This window comes from Streptomyces sp. PA03-6a, from assembly GCF_033792765.1.
Taxonomy (GTDB): Bacteria; Actinomycetota; Actinomycetes; order Streptomycetales; family Streptomycetaceae; genus Actinacidiphila.
This window is the reverse complement of sequence record NZ_JARAVK010000004.1, coordinates 45,047-69,442: the sequence shown is the minus strand read 5'-3', so window position 1 is coordinate 69,442 and position 24,396 is coordinate 45,047. Positions and strand designations below refer to the sequence as shown.

The following is a 24,396-nucleotide window of genomic DNA, read 5'->3' as shown; positions in this document are numbered from 1 at the left end:
CCACAAGGTGAGGGGCACGCCGGTGCCGAGAGGTGGCATGCCCCTGGCGGATCTTGGCCAGCGGAGGTGAACGCAGGTAAAGCAAACGTAAACAACCAGCGGAAGGTGTCCCCTTGGCCCCGCGGGGGCCGGTCACCTGATCCGGACATATGGCTGCACGGCGGACGCGTATGCGGAATTGCAATCGTTGATCCGGCCGCCTGTGCAACCCGGCCACGGTCCGGCGGAGTAGTGAGGGGTGAGCGGATCACCGGCTGTGGGGCACGGCGGGGTGCGCATGAGGTTCGTCAACCGAGGAGGAGCGTCACGTTGTCCGGTTTCAGAGGTGTCTCAATGGCGGCTGCACTGCTGGGCGGGATCCTGTTGCTGACGGGGTGCAGCGACTCCTCCGGGTCCGACACCGCCGCCGGTCCGGCCACTTCCCCCTCGCCGGACGCGTCGGTCACGGCACAGGCATCAGCGTCCGGCTCTCCCTCGGCCCAGCCGTCCGATTCCGTCACGTCCCCCTCGGCAACCACACCGTCGCCCCGCTCCAGCACCCCCGCGACCTCCCCCAGCACCCGGCAGGCGCCCGCCTCCGTCCCCGGCTGCCGCAACCTGACCGTCAGCGGTGAGGTCAAGGCCGCGGTGACACGGGCGTACCAGCGCGGCTTCCCGCGCTTCGTGCACATCGAGCCGGAGCCGCAGCGGTTCTTCTTCGGTCAGTGCGGCACCGTCCGCTACGCGGCCACCCAGTTCCAGCCCACCCAGGGCGCGACCGAGGGCGAGCTGGTGAACCTGCAGGACGAGGGCAGCGCCATGAAGTACTTCCGCGCCACCTCGGGAACCAACTGGACCTACGTCGCCACCGACGGCTTCCCCGCGAGCGAGAGCGGCTGCCGCGCCATCCCGCAGATCCCGCGGGCCCTGGCCACGGCCTGGCGGAACTGCGCCGTCGCGCGCTGACGCACGCCGCCGGGCAGGGCGGCGGCGAGACCGCCACCGCTCTGTCCGCGGCGACCCGGCCGCCCGGTGGGCGACGGCCGGATCCGAGGACGTGGCGGTACCGCCTCGGGAACCCCCTCCCATCACCGGGACGGCGCAGCGCGGCGTCCGCGCCCAGCACCTGGCGGAACTCCCGGCTCGCACGGAGACCGCAGGTCACGACCTGCCTCGCCCGTCGCACCCCGGCCGGCGGACGGCGTTCCTCTCGTCGCACCAAATGTCGCGCATGGGTAGATTTCCAGGGAGCCGCCCTGAGACGTGGGCCCACACGACCTTCGGCCCGTAGAGGCCGCCGAGGAACGGGGAAACCGGATGGCCACTGACTCACCCGTGCAACTCGGCATGATCGGGCTCGGCCGCATGGGCGCCAATCTCGTGCGCCGGCTGATGCGCGACGGCCATCCGTGCGTCGTCCACGACCTCAACCGCGACGCCATGCTGGAACTGGAGAAGGAGGGGGCGACGGCCGCCGCCTCGCTCCAGGAGTTCGTGGAGAAGCTGGCGCCGCCCCGGAACGTGTGGCTGATGCTCCCGGCGGGGGTCGTGCAGTCGACGCTCGACGAGCTCACCGCGCTGCTGGAACCCGACGACACCGTCATCGACGGCGGCAACTCCTACTACCGCGACGACATGGCCCGCGCCCGGCAGCTCGCCCCGCATCGGATCCACTACGTCGACTGCGGCACGTCCGGCGGCGTCTGGGGCCTCGAACGCGGATACTGCCTCATGATCGGCGGCGAGGACGAGCCGGTGGCGCGGCTGGACCCGATCTTCCGCACCATCGCGCCCGGCCGAGGGAACGCCGAGCCCACGCCTGGCAGGACCAGGTCCGACGGCACCGCGCCGGAGGGCTACCTCCGCTGCGGGCCGAGCGGCGCCGGCCACTTCGTGAAGATGGTCCACAACGGCGTGGAGTACGGGATGATGGCCGCCATCGCCGAAGGCCTCAGCATCATCCGGCACGCGGACGCGGGGCTCGGCCGCAGGGCCGTCGACGCCGAGACGGCGCCGCTGCGCGAGCCCGAGGCGTACCAGTACGAGATCGACGTGGCCGAGGTCGCCGAGGTGTGGCGGCGCGGTTCGGTGATCGGCTCCTGGCTGGTCGACCTCGTCGCCGACGCGCTCGCCCGCTCACCGCAGCTGGACCAGTTCACCGGCCGGGTCTCGGACTCCGGAGAGGGCCGCTGGACGGTCCAGGCCGCGATCGACGAGAGCGTGCCCGCCCCCGTCATCAGCGCCTCGCTGGCCGAGCGGTACGCGTCGCGCGGACTCGGCGAGTTCGGCGACAAGGTGCTGTCCGCGATGCGCGGCGAGTTCGGCGGCCACGCCGAGAAGAGCGGGTGAAGGCGCCGTGTCCCATCGTTCCTCCTCTCCCGGTCACGGCCCGGTCCCCGAGGACCACGTGGTGGTGCTGTTCGGCGCGACCGGCGACCTCGCCCGCCGCAAACTGCTGCCCGGTCTCTTCCACCTCGCCAAGGCGGGGCTGCTGCCGGCCCGCTACCGGATCGTCGGCTCGGCGCCCGCCAAGAGCACGCTGAGCGACGAGGACTTCCGCAAGCACGCGCGGGAGGCGGTCTCCGAGTTCGGCCGGTCGAAGCCCCAGGGCCGTGCGTGGGAGGAGTTCGAGGCCGCCCTGTCCTTCGGCGCGTGCGATCCCGGCGCAGCCGGGCCGCTGCTCGCGGCCGTACGGGAGGCCGAGCAGGCCATCGGGGGCAGCCCGCGGCGCCTGTTCCACCTCGCGGTGCCGCCGAGCGCCTTCACCTCCGTGATCGAGACGCTCGGGGCGAGCGGACTCTCCGACAACGCCCGGGTGATCGTGGAGAAGCCCTTCGGCACGGACCTCGCCTCGGCCCGCGCGCTCAACGCGTCCATCCACGCCGTCTTCGACGAGTCCCGGGTCTTCCGCATCGACCACTTCCTCGGCAAGGAGTCGGTCGACAACATCCTCGCCCTGCGCTTCGCCAACGGCCTCTTCGAGCCGGTCTGGAACCGCGACCACATCAGCCACGTGCAGATCGACGTGCCGGAGAGCATCAGCATCGAGGGCCGCGCCCAGTTCTTCGAGGGCACCGGCACGTTCCGGGACATGATCGTCACCCACCTCTTCCAGCTCCTGGGATTCGTGGCCATGGAGCCGCCCACGGCGCTCCAGGCACAGTCCCTGCGGGACGAGAAGGAGAAGGTCTTCGAGTCGCTTCAGCCCATCGACCCTGCCCATGTCGTGCGGGGGCAGTACGAGGGGTACCGGGCCGAGCCGGGCGTGGATCCCGCCTCGGACACCGAGACCTTCGTCGCCCTGCGCGTCGGGATCGACAACTGGCGCTGGGCCGGGGTGCCCTTCTACCTGCGGTCGGGCAAGTCCCTCGGCGAGGCACGGCACGTCGTGACCCTCGGCTTCCGGGAACCGGCCCTGCGCATGTTCCCGCTGGCCGCGCGGGGCGGCTCCGAGGCCCGGAGCAACGCGCTGGTGATCGACTTCGACGACCCGGGCCGCATCACCACCTCCTTCCTGGTGAAGGAACCCGGCCCCGCCATGCGCCTGAGCACCGCGGAGATGGTCTTCGGCTACGCCGACTCCTTCAACACCATGCACGCGCTCGAGGGCTACGAACGCCTCCTCCTGGACGCGATGCTGGGCGACCAGTCCCTGTTCACCCGCTCCGACGGCATCGAGCGCCTGTGGGAGGCGTCCACCCCGCTGCTGGAGAACCCGCCCCCGGTCGAGCTCTACGCCCCGGGCTCCTGGGGCCCGGACAGCGTCCGGCGGCTCATCGCGCCGCACCACTGGAGCCTTCCCCACCACAAGTGACCGTCGGGCGGCCGGCTGCCCGGCGTGCGGTGGCCGGAGGCCGGGCAGTCGGCAGACGGCCCCGGCCACCCGTCGGGGGCCGCCACCGGCACCCCGGTCAGTCCGCCAAGGGAGCCGTCAGGTTCCCGATCCGCATGACCGCCCAGCGCACCATGATCACCGTCACCATGCCGCTTGCCACGACGGCGGTGACGATCGAGGCGGCCGAGCCGGAATGCAGCGCGGTCAGGAACGGGACGACCAGCGTGACCAGCGCCGCCAGCGCCCCGGCGCCGTACCAGCCCAGGAACAGCACCGGGCCCATGCCACCCGCAGGGGACTGGGCCGACGACATCAGCAGATGGTGCTTGGTCGCCCCCCGGCAGGCGTTGACCAGCGAAGCGCCCACCAGCGGCGGCACCAGAGCCGGTGCCAGCAACGCACGGGCCCCCACGCCTTCCCCGGCCAGCACCCCCGCCGCCACCAGCGCGCCCACCAGCCCCAGCACGACGGGCACCGCCGTGTGCCGCAGCATCAGGCCCCGGTAGGGATACGGCGCCCACGATCCGCGCCGCGTGTCGTCGGTCTCCACCCGGGCCGGCTCCAGCAGCTGGGTCAGCGACCAGTAGCCGAACACCAGTGAGGCCAGCGCCGCCGTCACGCCCGTCCCGCCGTGCGCCGAGGCCGCCAGCACTGCGCCCAGCACCGCAAGCACCCCCAGCACCACTGCCCGGCCCAGCCGGCCCGGAGTCCGCAGCAGCGCGAGCGTGTCCCGCCACGGCACGGCCAGTTCCGACCGACGGGGCGCCGGCAACCGCCATCGCGCCGAGCGGCCCCCGCCGGTGACCCCGGCCACCGCCTGCCGCGCGGTACGGAACTCCACCGTGCGCAGCGCGGCCATCACGCCAGTCGCGGTCCGCGACCGCCGCCGTACCGCGGACAAGGACAGCGCGCCGGCGAAGCGGTGTGCCGCGGCCAGTGCGCCGGCCACCACCACCGCCAGCAGGATGCCCGCGGCCCAGCCGCCCGGCAACGCGGCCGGCGTGGGGGCCAGCGCGGCCAGCCCGGCCCAGCCCCAGGGCCCGGACCACAGTTCCACCCTTTCCAGTCCCGGCAGCCGGTCGCCCCTGACCGCCAGCACGGTCTGCGCCACCAGCGCCAGCACCGCCATACCGACGTACGGAGTAGCCAGCCGGGCCCAGCGGGCCACCCGCTCGCTGCCCTCCACCGCGATGGCCAGCGCGGTCGCCAGCAGCGGCAGACCGCAGCCGCCCAGCAGGCACCAGCCGAACGCGGCCGGCAGCCCCACACCGACCGTCAGGCCCAGCGCGACCATGCCGATCGCCGCGACCAGCAGCCCGGCTCCGCCGGAGATCGCGGCCGACCCCCAGAACCACGGCCGCAGCACCCGGGCGACGTCCACCGGCTGGGCCAGCAGCCAGTCCACGGTCTCCCGCGGCGGCACCACCGGCCCACGCCACTGGGCGTCCCAGGCCGCGACCAGCAGCCATCCCAGCCCCAGCGCACAGGACCCGGCCGGCAGCGCGGCCAGGATCGCCGGTCCGTGACCGGAGTAGTCGGCGCCCATCGACTTCTCGAGGAACAGCCCCATGCTCGGCAGTGCTCCCCACACCACGAGGAGCAGCACCACGCAGTACACGGTGTAGCCGATCTGGCCGGTCCTCTTGCGGCGGTGCGGGGTGCGCAGGTCACGGACCAGCCGCAGCGTCTCCCGCGTCCAGTCGTCCTCCTCGGACCAGGCCGCGGAGTGCTCCCCGGTCCCCTCGGTCTCCTCGGCGAGGGTGGTCACCGGGCACCGTCCGGGTTCTCGGCCAGCCAGGTCAGTCCGTCGGTGCCGGTGGCGAGCACCTTGTCCGGGTGGCCGTCGGCCACCACCTTGCCGTCGCTGAGGACCAGCACCCGGTCGGCGACCGCACGGGCCAGTTCTCCGTGGTGTGTGACCAGCAGCACGGCGACGCCTTCCGCGGTCTCCTTCTTGATCAGGTCCGCGAGCTGCCGCCGCGCGCCCGGGTCCAGTCGCTGTTCCGGCTCGTCCAGCAGCAGCAGGTCACGCGGCCGGACCATCGCGGAGGCCAGCAGCAGCGACTGGAGCTGCCCGGAGGACAGTGCGCCGGGCAGCGCGTCGGCGTGGTCGGTCAGCTTCCGCTCGGCCATGACGTGGCCGATCCAGTCGCCGGCGTCCTCCACCCCGTGGGCCACCGCCACCAGCTGCAGATGCTCGCGCACGGTCAGGTCGGGGTAACAGGCCGCGGTGTCGCCGACCACCGCCACCCGGGCCCGGACCGCCGGGTCGTTCTCGTTCATCGGCTTGCCGTCGAACGTCACGGCGCCGGTGCTCGGCCTGTCCCGGCCGGCCGCTATGCGCAGCAGCGTCGATTTGCCCGAGCCGTTGTGGCCGAGCAGCGCCACGCACTTCCCGGACCGCAGTCGCAGGTTCATGGTGGCCAGCGCGGTGCGCTTGCCGTAGACCCGGCTGACGCCGCTGAGCTCTAGCAATGGTGGTGCACCCATGTCGCCGGGCCTCTCGTCAACCACGAACGCTGTCCCCGCTTCGACCTCGGGACGACGGCCCGGAGCGGCCCGGCCATTCTCCACGCTCCGCCCGGCCCGGGGGCCGCTGGGTGTCCTTGGTCACTCCGCGTGCAGGGCGCCTGCGAGTCCGTCTGTGAGAGGTCGCCGTCCTACGAGCGCCTCATCCTGGACGCGATGCTGGGCGACCAGTCCCTGTTCACCCGCTCCGACGGCATCGAGCGCCTGTGGGAGGCGTCCACCCCGCTGCTGGAGAACCCGCCCCCGGTCGGGCTCTACGCCCCGGGCTCCTGGGGCCCGGACAGCGTCCGCCGGCTCATCGCACCGCACCACTGGAGCCTTCCCCACCGCAGGTGAGCCGCGGGGCTCGCGTGCGGTCCCGCACGATGATCTTGCCGGTGTTCTCGCCGCGCAGCATTCCCAGGAACGCGTCCACGATGTGCTCGAAACCGTCGACCACCGTCTCGTCCAGGGCGAGACGGCCGCTCTGCAGATGCGGCACCGCGAACTCGTACAACTCGTCCTGCAGGTCGCGGTAGTTGCGGACCAGGAAGCCCTCCATGCGGATGCTCTTCTCCACGATGTCCGCGTGGTTGAAGAGCGGCGGCGGCGCGTCGGGGGTGTTGTACTGGCTGATCGTGCCGATGCGGACGACGCGCCCGAACTCGCGCAGCGCTCCCACCGCCGCGGCCAGCTGCTCGCCGCCGACGTTGTCGACGAACACGTCGATGCCGTCAGGCGCGGCCTTGCCGAGGAGGTCGGCGGCGGGCCCGTCGTGGTAGTCGAAGACGGCGTCGTAGCCCACCTCCCGCATGAGGTGTCGGGCCTTCGCCGACGAGCCCGCGCTGCCCACGAGCCGTCCGGCGCCGAGCAGTCTGGCGAACCGCCCGGTCGCCGTGCCGACGCCGCCGGCGGCGGCCGACACGAACAGGTCCTCGCCCTCCTGGAGCCGGGCGATCCGGGTCAGGCCCACATAGGCGGTCAGGCCGGTGCCGCCGAGGGTGCTCAAGTACGCGGTCAGGGGCACTCCGTCGAAGCGGGGCAGCCGCCGGATCTCCTCGGGCGTGACCACCGCGTGCGTACGCCAGCCCTGCCAGTGGAACACGATCTCGCCCTCGTCCAGCGCAGGCGTGCGCGAGGCGGTCACCCGCCCGATGGTGCGGCCTTCCAGTGGTGCGTGGAGCTCGAAGCCGCCGGGCATGTCGTCCATCATCTCGCGGTGGTAGGGGTCGACGGACCAGTAGAGGTTCTCCACGAGCGCGCTGCCGGCCGCGGGCTCGGGAAGCGTGGACTCGACGACGGCGAAGTGCCCGGCGGTGGGGAAGCCGTGCGGGCGGGCGGTCTGGTGCACGGTGAGCGCGGTCTCGTTCATGACCGGACGGTAGGGCGGGAATGCGCCGCCCGGACAGGCGGTTGGGCTCATGCGACGCACCGTTCCATGAGCAGCTCTCATACGCTGAGGTGAACGCCCCGTGGCCCGTACGACCGAGTCCGATCTCGCCCCGCACGAACTGCGCGTCCTGGTGGCGGTCGCGGACACCGGCGGCTTCTCGGCCGCGGCCGGCACCCTCGGGCTGACCCAGTCCGCGGTCTCCCACTCGGTGCGCGGCAGCGAGCGCAAGATCGGGGCCGTCCTCTTCGAGCGCGGCCGCACCGGCGCCCGCCCCACTCCTGCCGGCGAGAAGGCCGTCGCGCACGCCCGCCGCATCCTCCGCCTGCTGGACGTTCTGACCGTCGAGGCGCGCGGCGCGGGCCGGCCCGACGCCGCGGAGGGGCCGCTGCGGATCGCGGCTTTCCGCAGCGCGGCTCTCCACCTGCTGCCGCCTGTGCTGCGGCGGCTGCGCGCCCGGCACCCCGGGATCGAGCCGCAGGTGCGGATCGTACGCGAGGTGGGGCGCGGCACCGCGGGCGAAGTGGCCGACGGGAAGGCCGACATAGCCCTTGCCACCCTGGGCGGCTCCGTACCGCTTCCACCGGGTCTGGTCGCGGGCGGACTCCTGGAGGAGCCGTACGCCCTGGTGCACGCGAGGGGTCACGCCGCTCCGCGTTCGCTTCCGTTGGTCGACTGGGCCGAGAACTGCGGCTCGTACACCCGCGCGTGGTGGTCCGCGCAGGACTGGATCCCGCAAGCGACCGTCGAGGCCGAGGACGATGGCGCGGTGCTGTCCTTGGTGAGCGGAGGCCACGGGATGGCGATCATGCCGGCGCTCTCCCTGGTCGGAGCACCGGACTCCGTCGAGATCTCCGACCTCGGCCCCGCCCGCCCGACCCGCCGGGTCGGCTATGTCACCACGTCCGAACTGGCCGGATCCGCCGTCGTGCGCGCCTTGGTGAGGGAGCTGCGGGCGGCGACCCCGAGTGGAACCGGCGTTACGCGCTGACTGAACGGGGACACGGGCGCCCCCGCCACCCGACGCAGGGGAGCGTCCGGGGGCGGGAGCGACCAGCGGGGAGCCCGAGGGGCGATCAGGTGGCCCAGATCTGGAACTCCGAGATCTGTCCGGCCGGCCAGCCGGTGTTGGCGCCGATGTTCAGGCGGAAGTAGCGCTGGGTGGTGGCGGGGAAGGTGATCGTGACGGTGTTGTGGGTCGCCGGGTCGAAGGTGTAGGCCGCCGAGGCCTTGACGGCGGCGAGGTTCGTGCCGTCGGTGCCGCCCAGCACGGACAGGGTCTGGGTCCGTGCTCCCCAGCCCGCGGGCAGTTGCAGCACGATCCTGGACGCGCTGCGCGCCGACCCGAGGTCGACCTGCACCCACTGCGGAAGGGCGTTGTTGACGCTCTCCCAGTAGGTGGACTGGGAGCCGTCGGTCACGTTCGACGAGGGGTAGACATCGGTGTGGCCCGACTCGGTCGTCGGCCGTCCCGCGGCCAGGTTGACGCCTTCGCCGCCGGTTCCGGTGCCCGACAGCGCGATGGTGGTCGGGCTGTTGACCGCGTTGCTGTAGACGGTGACCGTACCCGTGCGGGTGCCGGAGGCCGTCGGGGTGAAGGTGACGCTGATCGTGCAGGAGGCTCCGGCGGCGATGGACGAGCCGCAGGTGTTGGTCTGTGCGAAGTCACCGCCGACGGTGATCGAGGAGATCGAGGCGGCGACGGCACCGGAGTTGGTGACGGTGACGGACTGCGCGGCGCTGGTGGTGTTCAGCGCCTGGCCGCCGAAGGTGAGCGAGGCGGGGGATGCCGAGAGGCTGGCCGGCGGGGGGCTTCCCGCCGCCGTGAAGGTGAGGGAGTTGAGGTTCCAGCCGCCGTTGTCCTGGTTGAGGGTGAGGATCTGGCGGCCTGCGGGCAGTGTGACCCGGGCCGTGACGGTGGCCCAGGTCTGCCAGCCGCCGGTGGAGGGTACGTCGACGGCGCCGGTGAGGTTGGCGCCGGAGGCGCTGGACAGGTGCAGCGCACCGGTCACCGCCGCGGGGGCCGCCAGACGCAGGCCCACGTTGTACGTTCCGGCCGTGGCGACGTCGACGGTGTAGCGGAACCACTGCCCGCCGCTGGTCCAGCCGAGGTTGTGGCCGCCGCCGGTGTCCGAGGTGGCTTCGAGGTCGACGCCGTCGGCGCGGTAGCCGTTGGCGTTGCCGTTGACGCTGGTGACGTTGTAGGCGACGCCCTGGCCGCCGGTGTCGTAGTTCTCGGCCTGGACGGTGCCGGGGATCGCCGCGGGGGTGCCGCCGTAGGGGCCTTCGGGCGCCGGGGGCTCCCAGGTGTTGCCGCTCAGTGTGGCGGTGAAGCCGCCGGAGTTGTTGACGAAGGCCGTGGCCCCGGGGTGCAGACCGGTGACGGTGTTACCGGTGATGGCGGCGGAGCCGGTGGGCGCGGGGTAGAACGGGGGCGAGATCGCGATGCCGTTGCGGCCGGGGGTGGTGACGGTGTTGTTCTGCAGCAGGGTGTCGGTCGAGGTGGAGAAGCCGATCCCGTCGTAGAGCGAGTCCACGACGGTGTTGCCAGTGGCGGTGACGTTGTCGACGATGCCGGTGTTCTGTCCGTCGCCGCCGTTGCCGATGTGGAGGGCGGGCTGACCTTGGCTGTAGGCGTTCCCGCCGGAGCGGACGACGGTGTTGTCGGAGACCGTCGCGGACAGCAGGTCGCTGCCGTTGACACCGAACCGGCCGGCGCCCAGGCCGATGTAGCGGGCGGTGTCGCTGATGTAGTTGCCGCTCACGTGGTGGCCGCTGCCGCCGTAGATCCCGATGCCCTTGCCGCCCCAAGGTGCGATCGAGGTGTTGCCGCTCACGGTGACGTTCGTCATCGGCTGGTAGAACGTCTGGGAGCCGTCGCCGTTGGTGTTGTAGTGGACGGAGTTGATGGCGATGGCGTCGTCGCCCGTGCCGCGGACGAAGTTGTTCGTGACGGTGAGGTTGTTGCCGGTGTCGGCGCCGAGTGACACGTTGTTGACGTTGATGCCGTCCGCCCAGATCGCCGTCAGCCTGCTGTCGCGGACGGTGCCGCCGGTGCCCGAGGCCCAGAAGCCGGACATGGTGTGCTGGGTCCAGATGCCGTCGGCGACCCAGTTGGTGCCGGTGGTGTCCATCGCGCCGCCGTCGCCGCCGATGGTGCTGCGGCTGACGGCGTTGGCGTCGACGTGGAAGTTCTCCACCGTGCACGAGGTCAGGTTGAACAGCGCCGCGAGCGGGGTGCTGTTGGGGACCGGCACGTCGCGGTAGACCGTGCTGTACCACATGCCGGCGCCCGCGATGCGGATCCCCTGCGCGGTCAGGCCGGTGGTGCCCTTCACGTAGAAGGTGCCCTGCGGGATCCAGAGGGTCTTGCCCTGCGACTGGGCCTGGTTGATGCAGTTCTGGATCGCGGCCCGGCTGTCGACGGCTTGGGGGGCGGCCGCGCCGTTGGTCGGGGTGTCGTCCGGGACGGCACCGCAACTGGTGATGGAGATCGAGTTCGCCGGCTGGGTCAGCGGCGCAGGCGGGTTCTCCACGTCGACGGAGTCCACATCGTAGAAAGCCGCGCTGTTGGCGGCGTCCTTCTTGAGTGAGAACGTGGCGCCTGCCGGTATCGGGGCGCCGGTGACGAAGGCGTGCGACTCGTCCCAGAAGACCCGTGGATTGCCGTCGGCCGGGTTCTGGTTGTCACTGGTGTTGTAGTTGTTGTTGCCCTCGTAGACCCAGGTCTGCTTGGAGTTGAGGTTGAGCGCCTGCCGAAAGACCCCGTTGACGTACAGGTTCAGCGTCGAGGTCGAGCCGCCGCCGGAGGCGGAGTCGGGGAGGCTGGCCCGGACGTTGAGGAAACTGATGGGCGCCCCGGTGGTGTTCGTCCACTGGACGGAGTGCCCGGTGCCGCCCAGGTGCACGTAGGAGTGGCCGGACGCTTCGAGGGCGGCGCTGGAGTACTGCGTCGCGGGCGGCGCCGTCAGCGTCGTCGTGGTGGCGCCCCCGCCCGTCGTGCCGGCCTCGGCCTCGTAGATCCCGAACGGCGTCGACGCGCCGGTCGCGGCGGCGGCGCCCGAGGCCTCGGCCGCCGGGGCGCGATGGGACGCGGCGCCCGCCGGTACGGCCGACACAGCCGGCACGCATAAGGCGCCGACCGCGGCGAGAGCGATCGTCACTAACCTGCGCCCGGCGCGGCGACTGCCGCGGGAAGGTCTGGGGATCGCCCGCATCTGAGGCTCCTTCAGGAACGTGGAGAACCGGCGCCCCGAACGTACAGATCGACACCAGACCCCGCAAGGTTCTGAACACGCCAAGCAAATTCTCGGCACACCCATGCAAGATTGGCACCACTGCAGGCATACGGGCAGCTCGCGCACCTTGGGGATCCCACTGACGAAGCCCGGAGGCACTTTCTTCACGCCTTTTTTCATGTCTTGACAGAACACCGACAGGCTGTTTCGATCTGCTCGCGCATCCGGAGCGAACCCCTGTCAGCAGCCGGGCCGCGCGGGATCGGGACCCCGCACGACCCGGTACCCCCTCAGGAAGGAAGGCACCGTGAGACGTTCCCTCATCGGGGCAGCCGCGGCTCTCACCTTGGTCGTTCTCGCCGGCACGGAGTCAGCGGCCCCGGCCGCCGTACCGCACCACGGCCCCAACTCCGTAACGGGCACCTACTCCACAGGGGCCGCCCACGCGTGGCAGTCGTTACCGAGCGCGGACACCAGCAGCACGAGCACCCCCACCGATGCGACCGTCGTCGTCGACCCCAGCACCACCCGCCAGAAATACTCGGGCATCGGCTTCTCCCTCGACGAAACCAGCGTCTCCAACCTGTGGAAGCTCACCCCCGCCAAGCGTGAGGAAGCCGTCCGGCTGCTCGTCGACCCGAAGACCGGGGCGGGCCTGAACCGGTTCCGCCTCACCATCGGCAGCCCCGACCTCATCGAGCACCTGCCCTTCTGGTCGGAGGACGACCTCCCCGCCGGGGTCACCGACGACTTCCGGCTGAAGTACTTCTCCATCCAGCGCGACATCGACCTGCACATCGTCGACACCATCAAGCTGATCCAGCGCTACAACCCCAAGGCCACGTTCTTCGCGTCCGCGTGGAGCGCCCCGGCGTGGATGAAGACCAACAACCGGTTCACGGGCGAGGTCGCGCTCAAGCCCGGAAGCACGACGGACTACTACCAGGTCGGCAAGCTGCGCGACGACTGCATCGACGTCTTCGCCCGCTACTACGTCAAGTTCGTCCAGGCGTACGCCCGGCACGGGATCCGCGTCGACGCCCTGACCCTGCTGAACGAGCCCGGCATGGACGTGGTCTACCCGGCCATGGACATCAGCGTCGCCCAGCAGCAGAAGCTCGCCATCGCGATCAAGAAGGCCCTGCACAAGGCTGGACTGAACACCGGCCTGTACGTCCACGACTTCAACTTCTGGGACTGGCGCGACCCGAACAGCACCGCGACCAAGAACTACTACCGCATCTTCAACGACGCCCCCGACGGGTCCGTGACCGGCAAGCAGGTCCTGAACGCCACGGACGCCGTGGCCTTCCACCCCTACTGGGGCGACCCGAAGGTCATGCGCGACGCGTTCGAGCAGACCGGCAAGCCGGTCCACATGACCGAGACCAGCGACCTGTCCGCGGCCACGATCCTGAACTACTTCCGCCTCGACGCGAGCTCCTACGTCATGTGGGCGCAGACCACCGATCAGGACGGTGGCACGCTGCACTGGACGCCCGCACGGGACAACAACATCGACTGGGAGGAAGTCGCCGCAACGACCAAGTGGCCCGACCGCCTGGTCAAGGTGAACACCACGAGCAGGGACTTCACCGTCCGCGACGAGCTCTACACCATGGGACAGTTCGCCAAATACCTCACACCCGGGGACGTACGCCTGGAGTCGAGCACCACGGAGGGCGGCGTGAGCAACGTCGTCTACCGGCACGGCGCCGACAAGTTCGTCGCGGTCCTCGGCAACGCCAACAGCACCGACACCACGGTGCGGGTCGTTCTCGCCAACAAGTCGTTCTTGGTGAAGGTCCCGGCGAACTCGTACGCCACCTACCGGTGGCAGCAGCGCATACCCCGACCCCCGCACAACAGGGCGCCCGTGCTGGCCCCCGTGCCCGACGTGGTGGCCGACCAGTACAGCACGGTGCAGGTCCCGCTCAAGGCGACCGACCGCGACGGCGACCGGCTCGCCTTCTACGCCACCGACCTCCCGGACGGCGTCACCGTCAGCCCCACCACGGGAACGGTGACCCTCAACCCGACCGTGGCCGGCGAGAACGACGTGACGGTGGTCGTCACCGACGGCACGGCGCACGCCCAGGTCACCCTGCACGTGACGGTGCGCCCGCACAGCGCGCCGGTCGGGGTGCGGGTCGAAGCGGAGTCCTACGCCGCCCAGCACGGCTGGACGGCCGGCGGGGCCAACTTCATCGAGACCAACCCCGCCGCCAGCGGCGGCGCGAACGTCGGCTGGACCGCCCCCGGCAACTGGCTCGACTACGCCGTCGACGTCCCGAACGCCGGCACGTACGACCTGGAACTCCGCGTCGCCACCGGCACCGGCGCCCCCGTCCCGGACGCGCTGACCTTCCGCGACGCCACCGGCACCCCCCTGGCCACGGTGACCGTCCCGGACACGGGCGGCTGGGCCGCCTACCAGTCCGTGCACGTACCGGTCAGCCTCGTCGCGGGCGACCAGACGGTCAGGCTCTTCTGCGAGACCGGCGGCTTCAACATCGACTACCTCCGCCTGTCGTAGCGCCCCCGGCAGCCCGCCGCCACTCCCCGGCTACCGGCGGGGATGACGGCGGGCCGCCACCGGACATCGCGGCGCCGGCGGGGGCGTGGCTACACCTGGCAGATGAATGCTCCCCGACCCCTCAGCCTCCTGCCTGTGGCTTCACGTGGGCGGGAGGCTCAGGGGCGTGCTCGGCCCAGCGGTCGAAGTACTGGGACTCCGCTTCCTTGTCTCCCTCGGCCACCTGCCATTCGCGGACTACGGCGGGAAGCAACCGGCGCGGCCCCGATGACACCGCTGGTGGTGTTGCTGTTGCACCGCGCCGGGGGGCGGCGGTGCAGCAATCCAGCCTGTCTGGGTCGACCGAGTGGAGAAGAACCTCGACCGGCCGTCGATCCCACCGGTCACAAGCCCGAATGGCTAGGGTGCGATCGGGTACCCGGGCGGCAGTCGCCCGCCGGGCCTGCCCGGAATGGAGCGCATCGTGACATCCTCATCCCTGGTCCGAAACGGGATCCGGATCGCACCCCTCCTGCTGGCGGCTCTGGGTACCGGTGTCGCCGTCGCCGGATGCTCCCACTCCGGCAATATTGCGGATGCGGGCACCACGACACGGGCCGAGGCGGCCGCACCCGGCAGCCCGTTGCTCGCCCAGGTCGCCGAGCAGATCTCTCTGCCTGCACGGACCTGGACGGCGTCGGGTACCCACACGGCCAAGGGATATACGACCGCGGCGGCCGAGACCACCAGCGTCAAGGGTATGAAGGCCGACTGCGACAACATCAATCTCAACAAGAAGCTGGCCGCCAACTTCCGCGACGACGTGTTCGGTCATGGCATGAAGGGGTTCTTCTACAAATGCCAGGGGGTTGGCCCGGACACCAACAAGTACTGGTTCACCATCAGTTCTGCGGACCAGGCCCAGATCGGCAAGCTCTGCGATCCGACCACCAAGTACCCGATCGTCTACGACAAGCAGCACGATACTTACTGGATCGACGAGCCGTTCACGTGCACCAGCCAGGTCGGCCCTTCGTAGGACTTCGATCGCGGCTCGCCGCAGCAAGGGCCGCTACAAGATCACGGACCGGCGGCGCCGTCGAGGAGACACCGTGCAGCCGTCGAGCCGCTCCCAGCCCCGCGCGATCTCCGACTGCGGCACCTCCCCGTCCTCACGCTCGCAACGATTCTCATCACGCGCTCCAGAAGGCAAGGCCCAGGTCGGGAGATGGGTTCCCGACCTGGGTCTTGTGCCGTCCAGAGCAATACAGCCGTCCGTATCCGTCCGCGGCGTCCTCGTCGTTCCTCGCTGTCAGCCGGTTACGACGCTTGAGGCTGCTCGGCCTTCCCGTTCACCGCGTCTGGCGGCGCGGTGAACGGACCAACCTGCCCTGGCGAGCACTGGCCATCAGGCCACGCAACGGGCGAAGACCTGCACAGTGCCGGAGGTCTTCGCCTCGTTCTGGAACGTGATCTGCCACTGGGTGGCGCTCATCGGACGGTTGTCCGTCACGTCGATGCTGGCGGAGGACACCTTCCAGCCACCGCTGACGGCATTGGTGCCCGCAGGGCAGGTGACAGTGACGATCTTGCTTTGGTTGGCTCCAATCGACCCGACCGGACTGTTCACGGTGTCGGGGGACGCGGCGGTCACTTCCACAGCCAGCGCAGGGGACGCCAGGCTAAGAGCCAGCGCGGGGGCGGCGACCAGGGCGAGGAGCTTGGTGCGGGTCATGGTTCGACCTCCTTGAGTGGCTCATGCATTCGCGACGAATCGAACGCACGACCACCAGACTGAGCGGGGCGGAAGGGAACCGCCATTCGATGCCCCCATTGGAGTGATGCAATGCGCACCATTGTTTATTGAGCGTGGTCGAGTGGGATTAGCGACCGCCGAAGGCTCCACAGATCGGTGCAGGCCGCGAAGCCCGCGGCTTCGACAACGACCCCAGGATGGGGATCGAAGTGGCCGTCCATGAGAACGCGCAGTTCGACCAACTGGCGACCCTCGCGCCGTACAGCATCCGTACAGAGGGATGGAGCCGAGGCGCCGCGGTGTACAGCGCCGGGCCTATGAGGCGAAGTACCCCAAGGTCGCCAGGGTGGCCGTTGGCTGTGTTCGCTGCGGTTCGCCCAGCTCGAAGGAGGAGCATTGGCGGGCGCTAGATCACGCGCGAGACGACGTGTACGCAGGGATGCGCTGCCGGCCGGAATGCGGCTGGGAAGAGGGTGGCGAGATCCCGTGGGTAGTCGGGTCTCACTGTCAGTCACCCGGGGGGTCACGTCCGGCGCCGAGCCGCTCCCTGATGACGAGGAATTCGCCGTCGTCCAGCCCAGAACGTCGGGGCAGTTGTTGTAGCCGGTCGACCCGCGCTCGGCGGGCGTCGATCCGATACGGCACAGGGGACTCCTTGCAGTGACAGGATCGGTGCTATGGGCACCGAGACGGATTGGGTGTACCGGGTCTTCGAGCCGCACGGCTCGGAGGGATGGCGCCCTTATGGCAGGGCTTCCGAGCGGTGGCGGGGCACGATCACCGCAGATGATTCGAGCGAGGGCCCCCGATACGCCGTCGCCCTCGTCGTCGCCGACCTGATGACCGAGTGGAAGGTGCGCGGCCTTTCCAGCGCGAGGCACGTGCGCGTCCTCCTCTGGCGTGACGAGGAGGGCGACCAGGCGGACGCGGACATCATCGTGGAGGTCCGGCCGGACATCCACGGTGAGTGACCGGCGAGTGTCCGATTCACCCGCAGCCGAGTATGCGCCCGGTTCAGCGACCTCTGCCGGGTGGTGAGCTCCTTGCGGGGCGGGCGTCTGGTCGGTACGGCAAAGGTGCCGCCCGCGCCCAGGTAGGCCAGATCTGCCGAGGCGGGGATGCCGAGGCGGACGCAGGTGGTCACGATGCGATGGGTGCGGGCCGCGGTCAGACCGTGGGTGCGTCCGGGCAGAGCGCGAGTGATCCACGCGATCTTCCCTTACGGGTCGGTGATGACCTGGAGATTCACGCCGTGGCGGCGGTGCTTGCCGGAGTAGTCAGCGCGGCTGTCACCGGCCCGGTCGTACTCGGCGAGGGTTCCGTCCGTCCACCAGCACATACTCCGCATCGGCTGCGCGCGGGGCATGGCCCAAGCCGGGAGCACGGCGGGCAAGGAGACTGGTGACGGATCGGACATAGGCGTGGGCGGTGCCGACGCTGATCCGGAAGCCGGCAGCGATCTGCGCGAGGGTTTCGTGCTTGCGCAGGTACACCAGCACGACCAGGGCCCGCTGTGAGGGCCGGAGCTTGCAGCGGCGCCGCAGGGCGAGCCGGGTGTCGCAGTCGAAGGTGATCGCGTGGAGCTTCCTACAGAATTTACCGAAAACCTATTGACTCGCTACATATGTTGTGCATCGTGGTTTATAGGCCATAACACCGAAAGAGTTGCAAAGTCGATGAGGACGTCTAGTCGGCGGAGTGACTTGGACAGGATGTGGTTCAGGCCCCCGGCAAGCCGGCGCGATACCGAGGCGACAGTGACGACTGAAGCTTCAGGACACGCGCAGATCTACCGGGGACTGTTTTACCCTCGGAGCCTTCGCACGGGCCGAGCGCCAGTGCGAAGGCTCTGGCACGTCCACTCTCCCAGCGGAATCGAAGAGCAGCAGACGTAGCCCTTTCCTGCAGGCGAAACCTGTTCATTGGACGTCTGCCTACTCGATCAAGGCGCTCCCGCCACGCACAGCGGCGGCGCGCGGCCCGACACCTCGGGCCGCCGCTCCTCATGGGGACGTAAGCGGCGGGCATGGCCGGCCCACGGTGAGCCGTATCCGCTCCTGAGGCACCGACCTTTTAAGACAGAGCCGGGCCCGTGCGCCGGTCGTCCCCGGCATTCGCCGGGGACGCGTGGCCTGGCGGGGCCCGGGCCACGCTCCTGATGGGTGGGCTTGATTCGCTTCGACGGACATCCGAGATCAGGGTTGAGCCCCCGGAAGGATGTCCATCCCTCCAAATGCCACTGCGGCCTGACGAACCTGCTCACGGCGGTCGCGTGGCCTGCCGGAAGCAGGCCAAATTCGCTCCACGCTCCGGCAACGTCCGCTGGCGGTCTCTTGCGTCGTTGACCTTGAGGAGGAGCCGGTAGCCCTGCGCGTCCAGCCAGCCGCAGCGGGCGGCCGAGGTCCGGGCGACCGCCTTCGGGAACGCGACCGGGACGCAGACGTCCGGGGTGCCGTAGCGGGGGTCGCAGCCGGAGACGCTGGCCTTCACCGGTGCTAAGGTCCGTTTCCTGCCCGGTTTCAGGGGTTCGTTCGCGAGGTCCCGGGCGAAGTCGTGGATGTGCGGGGACGGGGTGTCCGCGTCGGCCTGGGTGGTGGAGCGCAGCGCCGACCCGGTCCCGGAGGAGTCCAGGTGGACCCATTTCGCGACCGAGGGCACGCCGTTGGCGTCGGCGGTGAAGAGCATGCACCAGCCGGGCGGGGCGAGGTTGGGGTTGGTGGTGACGTTGAGGTCGATGGTGTCGGCGTTGACGGTCAGTGGCAGGTCGACGAGGCGCGGGTTGGGGTCGGAGGAGTGGGTGACGGCTGCGGGGCGGATCAGTTGCCCCGGAGCATTCGCGCTTCCTCGTGGCACGGCTCTGCGACATGCTGTCGAACGCGCTGCGGGTCGCTGAGTCGCGCGGCATGCGTCTGACAACCGGAGACGCCGATGAGTGGGCGCGAAGCGCCGCTGATGACCCTGCGCGTATCGCGCGACGGCGGGCAGGCACGGGGCCCCCGCTTCCACAGCAGCGACAATCTGAAGCCCTTTCAGTCTTCCGTGTGGCCACCGTGCGAGTGCCGACGATGCATGCCAGGGCTGCGCCGCTCATAGCGATTTACCCGGACGCAGTGGGGGCCCGTAGCGGCCTGCGGATTCCTCAATACAGCTAGCGGCTCGGACAGGGCTGCGGGGCCGGTCCGCCTCACATCGTCCACACGTCTGGCCCGCCGCCACGCCCTCTGAAGAGGCGCCCGCCCGATCCCCAAATATTTGCGCGACGGACCTGCCCTCCGGCCGCGTAGAGCAGACAACGGATTCATGCACGGAGGGGACTGCACGATGACAGTGCGTGCGCTCATCGGAACACTGAAGGGTGCCAGGGGTACGGCGATCGCGGCGGCGGCGATTGCCGTGCTGACCGCGTCACAAGCGCCAAGGGCGGTCACTGCCGAAGCCGCAGAGCCCGCACGGAAGGCGGCACCCGCCGAGCACGGCCTCAGCGTTTCCGGCGACACCCCGTACCGCACCGAACTTCCACCGCTGCGGACGCGGAAGAAGGGCATGGCACAGGGAGTGACTGGCGGCAATGTGCCTGCGAGTGTGTTCGCCGCGTACTGGCGTGCCGAGGAGGATCTGGCGCGTACCGCGCCGCGCTGCCACCTGCGTTGGCAGTTGTTGGCCGCGATTGGCCAGGTGGAGTCAGGGCAGGCACGGGGCGGCTGGGTGACTCGGGACGGTACCACCGTGACGCCCATCCTCGGCCCGAGGCTGACCGGCGGCGCCTTCGCTGTCGTGGCGGATACCGACGGCGGCGCGTACGACGGGGACGCGGTGTACGACCGCGCGGTCGGTCCGATGCAGTTCATCCCGTCCACCTGGGCCCGCTGGGGAGCGGACGGTAACGGCGACGGACGGACGGATCCGAACAATGTTTACGACGCGGCGCTCGCAGCCGGCCGCTACCTGTGCGCGGGCGACCGGGACCTGTCGAACCCGGCCGACCTGGACCGGGCGATACTGGGCTACAACCACTCGGACGCCTATCTGCGCGCCGTCAAGGCGTGGTACGTGTACTACCTGACCGGACACCGCGTGGTGCCGGACGCATCCGCCGGATCCCGGCCGGTCCGGCCGAAGCCGTCCGGCCCGAAGGGGCAGAAGCTTGCGCCGCCGAAGCCGTCGGACGACCGGAAGCCGAGCACTGGTCCTTCGCGCATGCCGTCGACGTCGCCCACCTCACCCTCCCCCAGGCCTTCCCTCGCGACCGGGGTCCCGAAGGCGTCCGCGACGCCGCTGGTTCCCGTCCCCGAACTGACCCTCTCGCTGCCCGGGGGCGGCGTGCTGCCTGAGGTTGGCCGCTGACCACTGGCCAGGGCCGGAACGCCATGGGTGTCCGCCTCTCCACAACTGCCACTACTCGGCGGTAATCTCGCCACGTCGGAAGCATGTACCGGCGGGTGAGTGCGAAGGGGCGGGCCCTCATGGCGACGGATATGCCTGCGGACACAGCGGCCGCCGACGAGCGCTGGCAGCGCCTGTGGAGCCATCGTGAGCAGTTGCTCAAGGTGGCCCGGCGGCGATCGGTGAGCCGGGAGGACGCCGAGGACGCCGTTCACGAAGCGATGTTGCGAGCCGCGGAGCGCCCGGACCTCGACGACGAGCGGCTCGGCGCCTGGTTGACGACGGTAACGATGCGGCTGTGCGTTGACCGGCACCGGCAGGTCAACCGCGAGGCCGAGGTGGGCAGCCGCCCCGCACTCATGACACCGGGCCCGGTACCCGTCGAGGAGGCGGTGTGCGACCGGGCCGAGGCGAAGTGGCTGGCGGTGCGCAGCGGCGAATTGCCCGCCCGGCAGGCGGAGGCGCTTCGGCTGAGGTCCGAGGACCTGGACGTGAACCAGGTCGCGGTGCGGATGGGGCTCAGCTACCGGACCGTCGAGTCGCTGCTGGCCCGGGCCCGGCGGACTTTGCGTGCCTCGTTGGCCGGAACGCTCGGGCTGGTGCTGTTCCTGGTCGGGCGCGGACGGTTGCGCGGGGGCGGCAATGCGCAGGCGGTCGCGTTCACTACGACGGCGGCAACCCTGGTGGTGGCGGGGTTCGTGCTGCCGTACGCGCTCGACGCGGGCGGAAACGGGAGTGGTCCGGCGCCGCGGCCGGCCGTGTCCGGCGACCCGCGGCTCCTGCACGGCGAGGTCACGGGCCGGGGGCGCGCCCCCGCAACACCCACCCCGTCGTCGCCGGCGCACGGGCCTTGGGGCCGGACGCCCTCACCCACCGGGGGAACGTTTCTGCCGGTGCCGGTGCCATCCCTGGCGGACGTGTCCGCGTTTCCGCCCTCGGCGCCGCAGGTCCCTCAGGTGCCCGAGGTTCCGAAGGTGCCGGGGCTGCCGACGGCCGTGACGGGCCTGCCGACCGTCGTGCCGGGTCTGCCGACGGGGTCGGTCGCCTCGTCACTCCCGTCGCTCCCGTCGCTTCCCCCGACCTCGGTCGTACCTCCGCTGTCTGTCTCCAGCCCGGGGACGCCTTCGCTCACGTCGTCGCCGAAGCTGCCGTAGCGCCCCGCACACACGTCCGCGAAAAAATTCTTGGTTCGCCGCGACGGACGCACCTCTCTTCCCCGTAGAGCAGTTGTCGGGACTGCTCCACGGGCGAAGGATGGAACCGGATGGGTGTCGAGATCTGTGTGGAAGGGCTGACCAAGTCCTTCGGACGCCAGGTCATCTGGCAGGACGTCTCGCTGACGCTGCCTGCCGGGGAGGTCTCGGTGATGCTCGGCCCCTCGGGGACGGGCAAGTCGGTGTTCCTCAAGACGCTCGTGGGGCTGCTGAAGCCGGAGCGGGGATCGGTGAAGGTCGCGGGCCGGGACATCACCCGCCTGCGCGAGCGCGACCTGTACGAGGTGCGGAAGCTGTTCGGCGTGCTGTTCCAGGACGGCGCGCTGTTCGGCTCGATGAACCTCTACGACAACATCGCCTTTCCCCTGCGCGAGCACACCCGCACGTCCGAGAGCGAGATCAAGCGGATCGTTCTCGAGAAGATGGACATGGTCGGGTTGATCGGTGCTGAGGGGAAGCTGCCCGGCGAGATCTCCGGCGGTATGCGCAAGCGGGCCGGGCTCGCCCGTGCCCTGGTCCTCGACCCGGAGATCATCCTGTTCGACGAACCGGACTCGGGCCTGGACCCGGTCCGCGTGGCTTACCTCAATCAGCTCATCGTCGACCTCAACGCACAGATCGACGCGACCTTCCTCATCGTCACCCACGACATCGCCTCGGCCCGTCAGGTGCCGGACAACATCGGGCTGCTGTTCCGGCGCGAGCTGGTGATGTTCGGGCCCCGCGAGGAGCTGCTGGCCAGTGACGAGCCCGTCGTACGGCAGTTCCTGAACGGCCGGATGCAGGGGCCGATCGGCATGGCGGAAGAGAAGGACGCGGCCCAGGTCGAACAGGAGCTGGCCCAGATCGACGAGGGTGTTCGGGCCGATGTGCTGACCCCGCGCCTGCTGCCCAGCCCCGGCATCACGCGCCCGCCCCGCTGGGATGCGATCGCGAGGCGCGAGGCCAAGCTGCACGGAACGGTGGTGAGGGGCGCATGAGGCTCTCCCCGACGGGTGCGCTGCGGCACTCGGGCAGCCTCTTCGCGATGGCGCTGGACGTCGTCCGAACCCTGCCCCGACGGCCTTTCCAGGCACGGGAGTTCATTCAGCAGGCTTGGTTCGTCGCGAGCGTCACGATCCTGCCGACGGCCTTGGTCTCGATTCCGTTCGGGGCGGTCATCGCGCTGCAGATCGGGAGTCTGACCCGGCAGTTGGGCGCGCAGTCCTTCTCTGGTGCTGCGTCCGTGCTCGCCGTGCTGCGGGAAGCCTCGCCGATCGTCACCGCGCTGCTGATCGCGGGCGCGGGCGGCACGGCGATCTGCGCGGACCTCGGGGCGCGCAAGATCCGGGACGAGATCGACGCGATGCAGGTGCTCGGCATCGACCCGATCCACCGGCTCGTCGTACCGCGGGTGCTGGCGTCGATGGTGGTAGCCGTACTGCTCAACGGCCTCGTCTCGGTGGTTGGTGTTGCGGGCGGCTATTTCTTCAACGTCGTTCTCCAGCACGGCACGCCCGGCGCATACCTCGCGTCCTTCACCACCCTCGCTCAGCTACCTGACCTGTGGGCGGCGGAGATCAAGGCCCTGGTGTTCGGGGCCATCGCTGCGATCGTCGCCTCGTACAAGGGGCTGACGGCGCAGGGCGGCCCGAAGGGCGTGGGCGATGCCGTCAACCAGTCCGTGGTGATCACTTTCATGTTGCTGTTCGTGACCAACTTCGTGATGACGGCCGTGTACTTCCAGATCGTCCCGCAGAGGGGTTAGCCGATGAGACCGCAAAACCTCCTCGATCGCCCCTTGCGCTCACTCGAAGAGCTGGGTGCCCAGCTGTCCTTTTACGGGCGCTCCTTGGCTTGGACCGGCCGCACCCTGCGACGCTACAAGAAGGAGGTCCTGCGGCTGCTCGCCGAGGTGAGCTTCGGGCGCGGCGCGCTCGCCGTCGTCGGCGGCACGGTCGGTGTGATCGCGTTCCTTTCCTTCTTCACTGGCACCGAGGTCGGCCTTCAGGGCTATGCGGCCCTCAACCAGCTCGGCACTTCGAACTTCGTGGCGTTCTTGTCGGCGTACTTCAACACTCGGGAGATCGCCCCGCTGGTGGCCGGACTCGCCCTGTCCGCGACGGTCGGGGCGGGGTTCACCGCGCAGCTGGGTGCGATGCGGATCAGCGAGGAGACCGACGCGCTGGAGGTGATGGGCGTCCCGTCGCTGCCGTTCCTTGTGACGACGCGGATGATCGCCGGCTTCGTCGCGGTGATCCCGCTGTACGTGATCGGGCTGCTGTCCTCGTACCTGGCCGCCCGCACCATCACCACTGGCTACTACGGGCAGTCGACCGGCACGTATGACCACTACTTCCACCAGTACCTGCCGCCCGTCGATGTGTTCTGGTCCTTCGGCAAGGTGATCGTCTTTGCTCTGCTGATCATCCTGGTGCACTGCTACTACGGCTACCACGCGAGTGGCGGACCGGCCGGTGTCGGCGTCGCGGTGGGCCGGGCGGTGCGGACCTCGATCGTCGCCATCAACGTCCTGGACTTCTTCCTGAGCCTGGCGATCTGGGGCGCCAACACGACGGTACGGGTGGCGGGGTGAGAG

At 70.2% G+C, this 24,396-nt stretch carries 18 protein-coding genes and 2 pseudogenes; 13 read left to right on the top strand and 7 right to left on the bottom strand.

The genetic code is table 11. From position 1 onward, the window contains the following. The first annotated feature begins 333 nt into the window (after positions 1-333). From PV350_RS01900 to zwf, 3 genes are all read left to right on the top strand, one after another. Positions 334-945, top strand: coding sequence for a hypothetical protein (locus PV350_RS01900; protein WP_500332615.1), 612 nt, complete (start codon positions 334-336; stop codon positions 943-945). Between the two features lie 351 nt (positions 946-1,296). After that, on the top strand, positions 1,297-2,328 hold the full coding sequence (gene gnd, locus PV350_RS01895) for a phosphogluconate dehydrogenase (NAD(+)-dependent, decarboxylating) (RefSeq protein ID WP_500332614.1): 1,032 nt from the start codon (positions 1,297-1,299) through the stop codon (positions 2,326-2,328). Positions 2,329-2,335: 7 nt separating this feature from the next. Further along, positions 2,336-3,793 (top strand): glucose-6-phosphate dehydrogenase, encoded by a 1,458-nt coding sequence (zwf, locus tag PV350_RS01890; protein ID WP_500332613.1) that lies wholly within the window; start codon positions 2,336-2,338, stop codon positions 3,791-3,793. A gap of 97 nt (positions 3,794-3,890) precedes the next feature. Here zwf and PV350_RS01885 read toward each other — a convergent pair whose 3' ends face one another. Then, positions 3,891-5,582 carry a hypothetical protein gene (locus PV350_RS01885; protein WP_500332612.1) on the bottom strand — a complete coding sequence of 564 codons (1,692 nt, stop codon included), beginning with the start codon at positions 5,580-5,582 and terminating at the stop codon, positions 3,891-3,893. Then, a complete protein-coding gene (locus tag PV350_RS01880; protein ID WP_500332611.1) occupies positions 5,579-6,304 on the bottom strand; it encodes an ABC transporter ATP-binding protein in 726 nt (241 codons plus the stop codon). The genes PV350_RS01885 and PV350_RS01880 overlap by 4 nt, the downstream gene beginning before the upstream one ends. Before the next feature lie 171 nt (positions 6,305-6,475). On the opposite strand from PV350_RS01880, the pseudogene PV350_RS01875 reads away from it, so the two are divergent. Continuing rightward, positions 6,476-6,679 (top strand): annotated as a pseudogene (locus tag PV350_RS01875) (glucose-6-phosphate dehydrogenase); the annotation flags it as partial. Here PV350_RS01875 and PV350_RS01870 read toward each other — a convergent pair. Continuing rightward, positions 6,639-7,694: an NADP-dependent oxidoreductase gene (locus PV350_RS01870; protein WP_500332610.1), complete on the bottom strand. Its 1,056-nt coding sequence runs from the start codon at positions 7,692-7,694 to the stop codon at positions 6,639-6,641. The pseudogene PV350_RS01875 and the gene PV350_RS01870 sit on opposite strands and share 41 nt — an antisense overlap. Before the next feature lie 100 nt (positions 7,695-7,794). Between PV350_RS01870 and PV350_RS01865 the strand changes: the two genes are divergently transcribed. After that, on the top strand, positions 7,795-8,703 hold the full coding sequence (locus tag PV350_RS01865) for a LysR family transcriptional regulator (protein WP_500332609.1): 909 nt from the start codon (positions 7,795-7,797) through the stop codon (positions 8,701-8,703). An 85-nt stretch (positions 8,704-8,788) separates the two neighbouring features. On the opposite strand, the gene PV350_RS01860 is transcribed toward PV350_RS01865, so the two are convergent. Next, positions 8,789-11,875 (bottom strand): carbohydrate-binding protein, encoded by a 3,087-nt coding sequence (locus PV350_RS01860; protein WP_500332608.1) that lies wholly within the window; start codon positions 11,873-11,875, stop codon positions 8,789-8,791. Between the two features lie 382 nt (positions 11,876-12,257). On the opposite strand from PV350_RS01860, the gene PV350_RS01855 reads away from it, so the two are divergent. Both PV350_RS01855 and PV350_RS01850 read left to right on the top strand, forming a co-directional pair. Next, the gene (locus PV350_RS01855; RefSeq protein WP_500332607.1) at positions 12,258-14,486 is read left to right on the top strand and encodes a carbohydrate-binding protein; all 2,229 of its coding nucleotides are present in this window, start codon (positions 12,258-12,260) and stop codon (positions 14,484-14,486) included. 451 nt (positions 14,487-14,937) lie between these two features. After that, positions 14,938-15,504 (top strand): hypothetical protein, encoded by a 567-nt coding sequence (locus PV350_RS01850; RefSeq protein WP_500332606.1) that lies wholly within the window; start codon positions 14,938-14,940, stop codon positions 15,502-15,504. A 369-nt stretch (positions 15,505-15,873) separates the two neighbouring features. Here PV350_RS01850 and PV350_RS01845 read toward each other — a convergent pair whose 3' ends face one another. Further along, a complete protein-coding gene (locus PV350_RS01845; protein WP_499515044.1) occupies positions 15,874-16,200 on the bottom strand; it encodes a hypothetical protein in 327 nt (108 codons plus the stop codon). Between the two features lie 698 nt (positions 16,201-16,898). Here PV350_RS01845 and PV350_RS01840 point away from each other — a divergent pair. Beyond that, positions 16,899-17,192: a hypothetical protein gene (locus PV350_RS01840; protein WP_500332605.1), complete on the top strand. Its 294-nt coding sequence runs from the start codon at positions 16,899-16,901 to the stop codon at positions 17,190-17,192. On the opposite strand, the pseudogene PV350_RS01835 reads toward PV350_RS01840, so the two are convergent. Both PV350_RS01835 and PV350_RS01830 read right to left on the bottom strand, forming a co-directional pair. Then, a pseudogene (locus PV350_RS01835) lies at positions 17,078-17,759 on the bottom strand (transposase); the annotation flags it as partial. The gene PV350_RS01840 and the pseudogene PV350_RS01835 overlap by 115 nt on opposite strands. A 721-nt stretch (positions 17,760-18,480) precedes the next feature. Further along, positions 18,481-19,074, bottom strand: a complete 594-nt coding sequence (locus PV350_RS01830) for a galactose oxidase early set domain-containing protein (RefSeq protein ID WP_500332604.1) — start codon at positions 19,072-19,074, stop codon at positions 18,481-18,483. 468 nt (positions 19,075-19,542) lie between these two features. Here PV350_RS01830 and PV350_RS01825 point away from each other — a divergent pair, with 468 nt between their 5' ends. From PV350_RS01825 to PV350_RS01805, 5 genes are all read left to right on the top strand, one after another. Further along, complete coding sequence (locus PV350_RS01825; protein ID WP_500332603.1) at positions 19,543-20,565, top strand: lytic transglycosylase domain-containing protein; 1,023 nt, start codon at positions 19,543-19,545, stop codon at positions 20,563-20,565. 83 nt (positions 20,566-20,648) lie between these two features. After that, complete coding sequence (locus PV350_RS01820; protein WP_500332602.1) at positions 20,649-21,758, top strand: RNA polymerase sigma factor; 1,110 nt, start codon at positions 20,649-20,651, stop codon at positions 21,756-21,758. A 110-nt stretch (positions 21,759-21,868) separates the two neighbouring features. After that, positions 21,869-22,798, top strand: a complete 930-nt coding sequence (locus PV350_RS01815; RefSeq protein WP_500332601.1) for an ABC transporter ATP-binding protein — start codon at positions 21,869-21,871, stop codon at positions 22,796-22,798. Continuing rightward, complete coding sequence (locus PV350_RS01810) at positions 22,795-23,565, top strand: MlaE family ABC transporter permease (RefSeq protein ID WP_500332600.1); 771 nt, start codon at positions 22,795-22,797, stop codon at positions 23,563-23,565. Before PV350_RS01815 ends, PV350_RS01810 begins: the two co-directional genes overlap by 4 nt. Positions 23,566-23,568: 3 nt before the next feature. Then, a complete protein-coding gene (locus tag PV350_RS01805) occupies positions 23,569-24,393 on the top strand; it encodes an MlaE family ABC transporter permease (RefSeq protein ID WP_386993463.1) in 825 nt (274 codons plus the stop codon). Positions 24,394-24,396: the final 3 nt, after the last annotated feature.

What these genes read in the sequence shown, in the direction of transcription:
- PV350_RS01900 (WP_500332615.1), top strand. Translation starts at nt 334, where the DNA reads ATGGCGGCTGCACTGCTGGGCGGGATCCTGTTGCTGACGGGGTGCAGC.
- gnd (WP_500332614.1), top strand. Translation starts at nt 1,297, where the DNA reads ATGGCCACTGACTCACCCGTGCAACTCGGCATGATCGGGCTCGGCCGC.
- PV350_RS01880 (WP_500332611.1), bottom strand. Translation starts at nt 6,304, where the DNA reads ATGGGTGCACCACCATTGCTAGAGCTCAGCGGCGTCAGCCGGGTCTAC.
- PV350_RS01870 (WP_500332610.1), bottom strand. Translation starts at nt 7,694, where the DNA reads ATGAACGAGACCGCGCTCACCGTGCACCAGACCGCCCGCCCGCACGGC.
- PV350_RS01850 (WP_500332606.1), top strand. Translation starts at nt 14,938, where the DNA reads ATGGAGCGCATCGTGACATCCTCATCCCTGGTCCGAAACGGGATCCGG.
- PV350_RS01845 (WP_499515044.1), bottom strand. Translation starts at nt 16,200, where the DNA reads ATGACCCGCACCAAGCTCCTCGCCCTGGTCGCCGCCCCCGCGCTGGCT.
- PV350_RS01840 (WP_500332605.1), top strand. Translation starts at nt 16,899, where the DNA reads ATGGGCACCGAGACGGATTGGGTGTACCGGGTCTTCGAGCCGCACGGC.
- PV350_RS01825 (WP_500332603.1), top strand. Translation starts at nt 19,543, where the DNA reads ATGACAGTGCGTGCGCTCATCGGAACACTGAAGGGTGCCAGGGGTACG.
- PV350_RS01820 (WP_500332602.1), top strand. Translation starts at nt 20,649, where the DNA reads ATGTACCGGCGGGTGAGTGCGAAGGGGCGGGCCCTCATGGCGACGGAT.
- PV350_RS01815 (WP_500332601.1), top strand. Translation starts at nt 21,869, where the DNA reads ATGGGTGTCGAGATCTGTGTGGAAGGGCTGACCAAGTCCTTCGGACGC.
- PV350_RS01810 (WP_500332600.1), top strand. Translation starts at nt 22,795, where the DNA reads ATGAGGCTCTCCCCGACGGGTGCGCTGCGGCACTCGGGCAGCCTCTTC.
- PV350_RS01805 (WP_386993463.1), top strand. Translation starts at nt 23,569, where the DNA reads ATGAGACCGCAAAACCTCCTCGATCGCCCCTTGCGCTCACTCGAAGAG.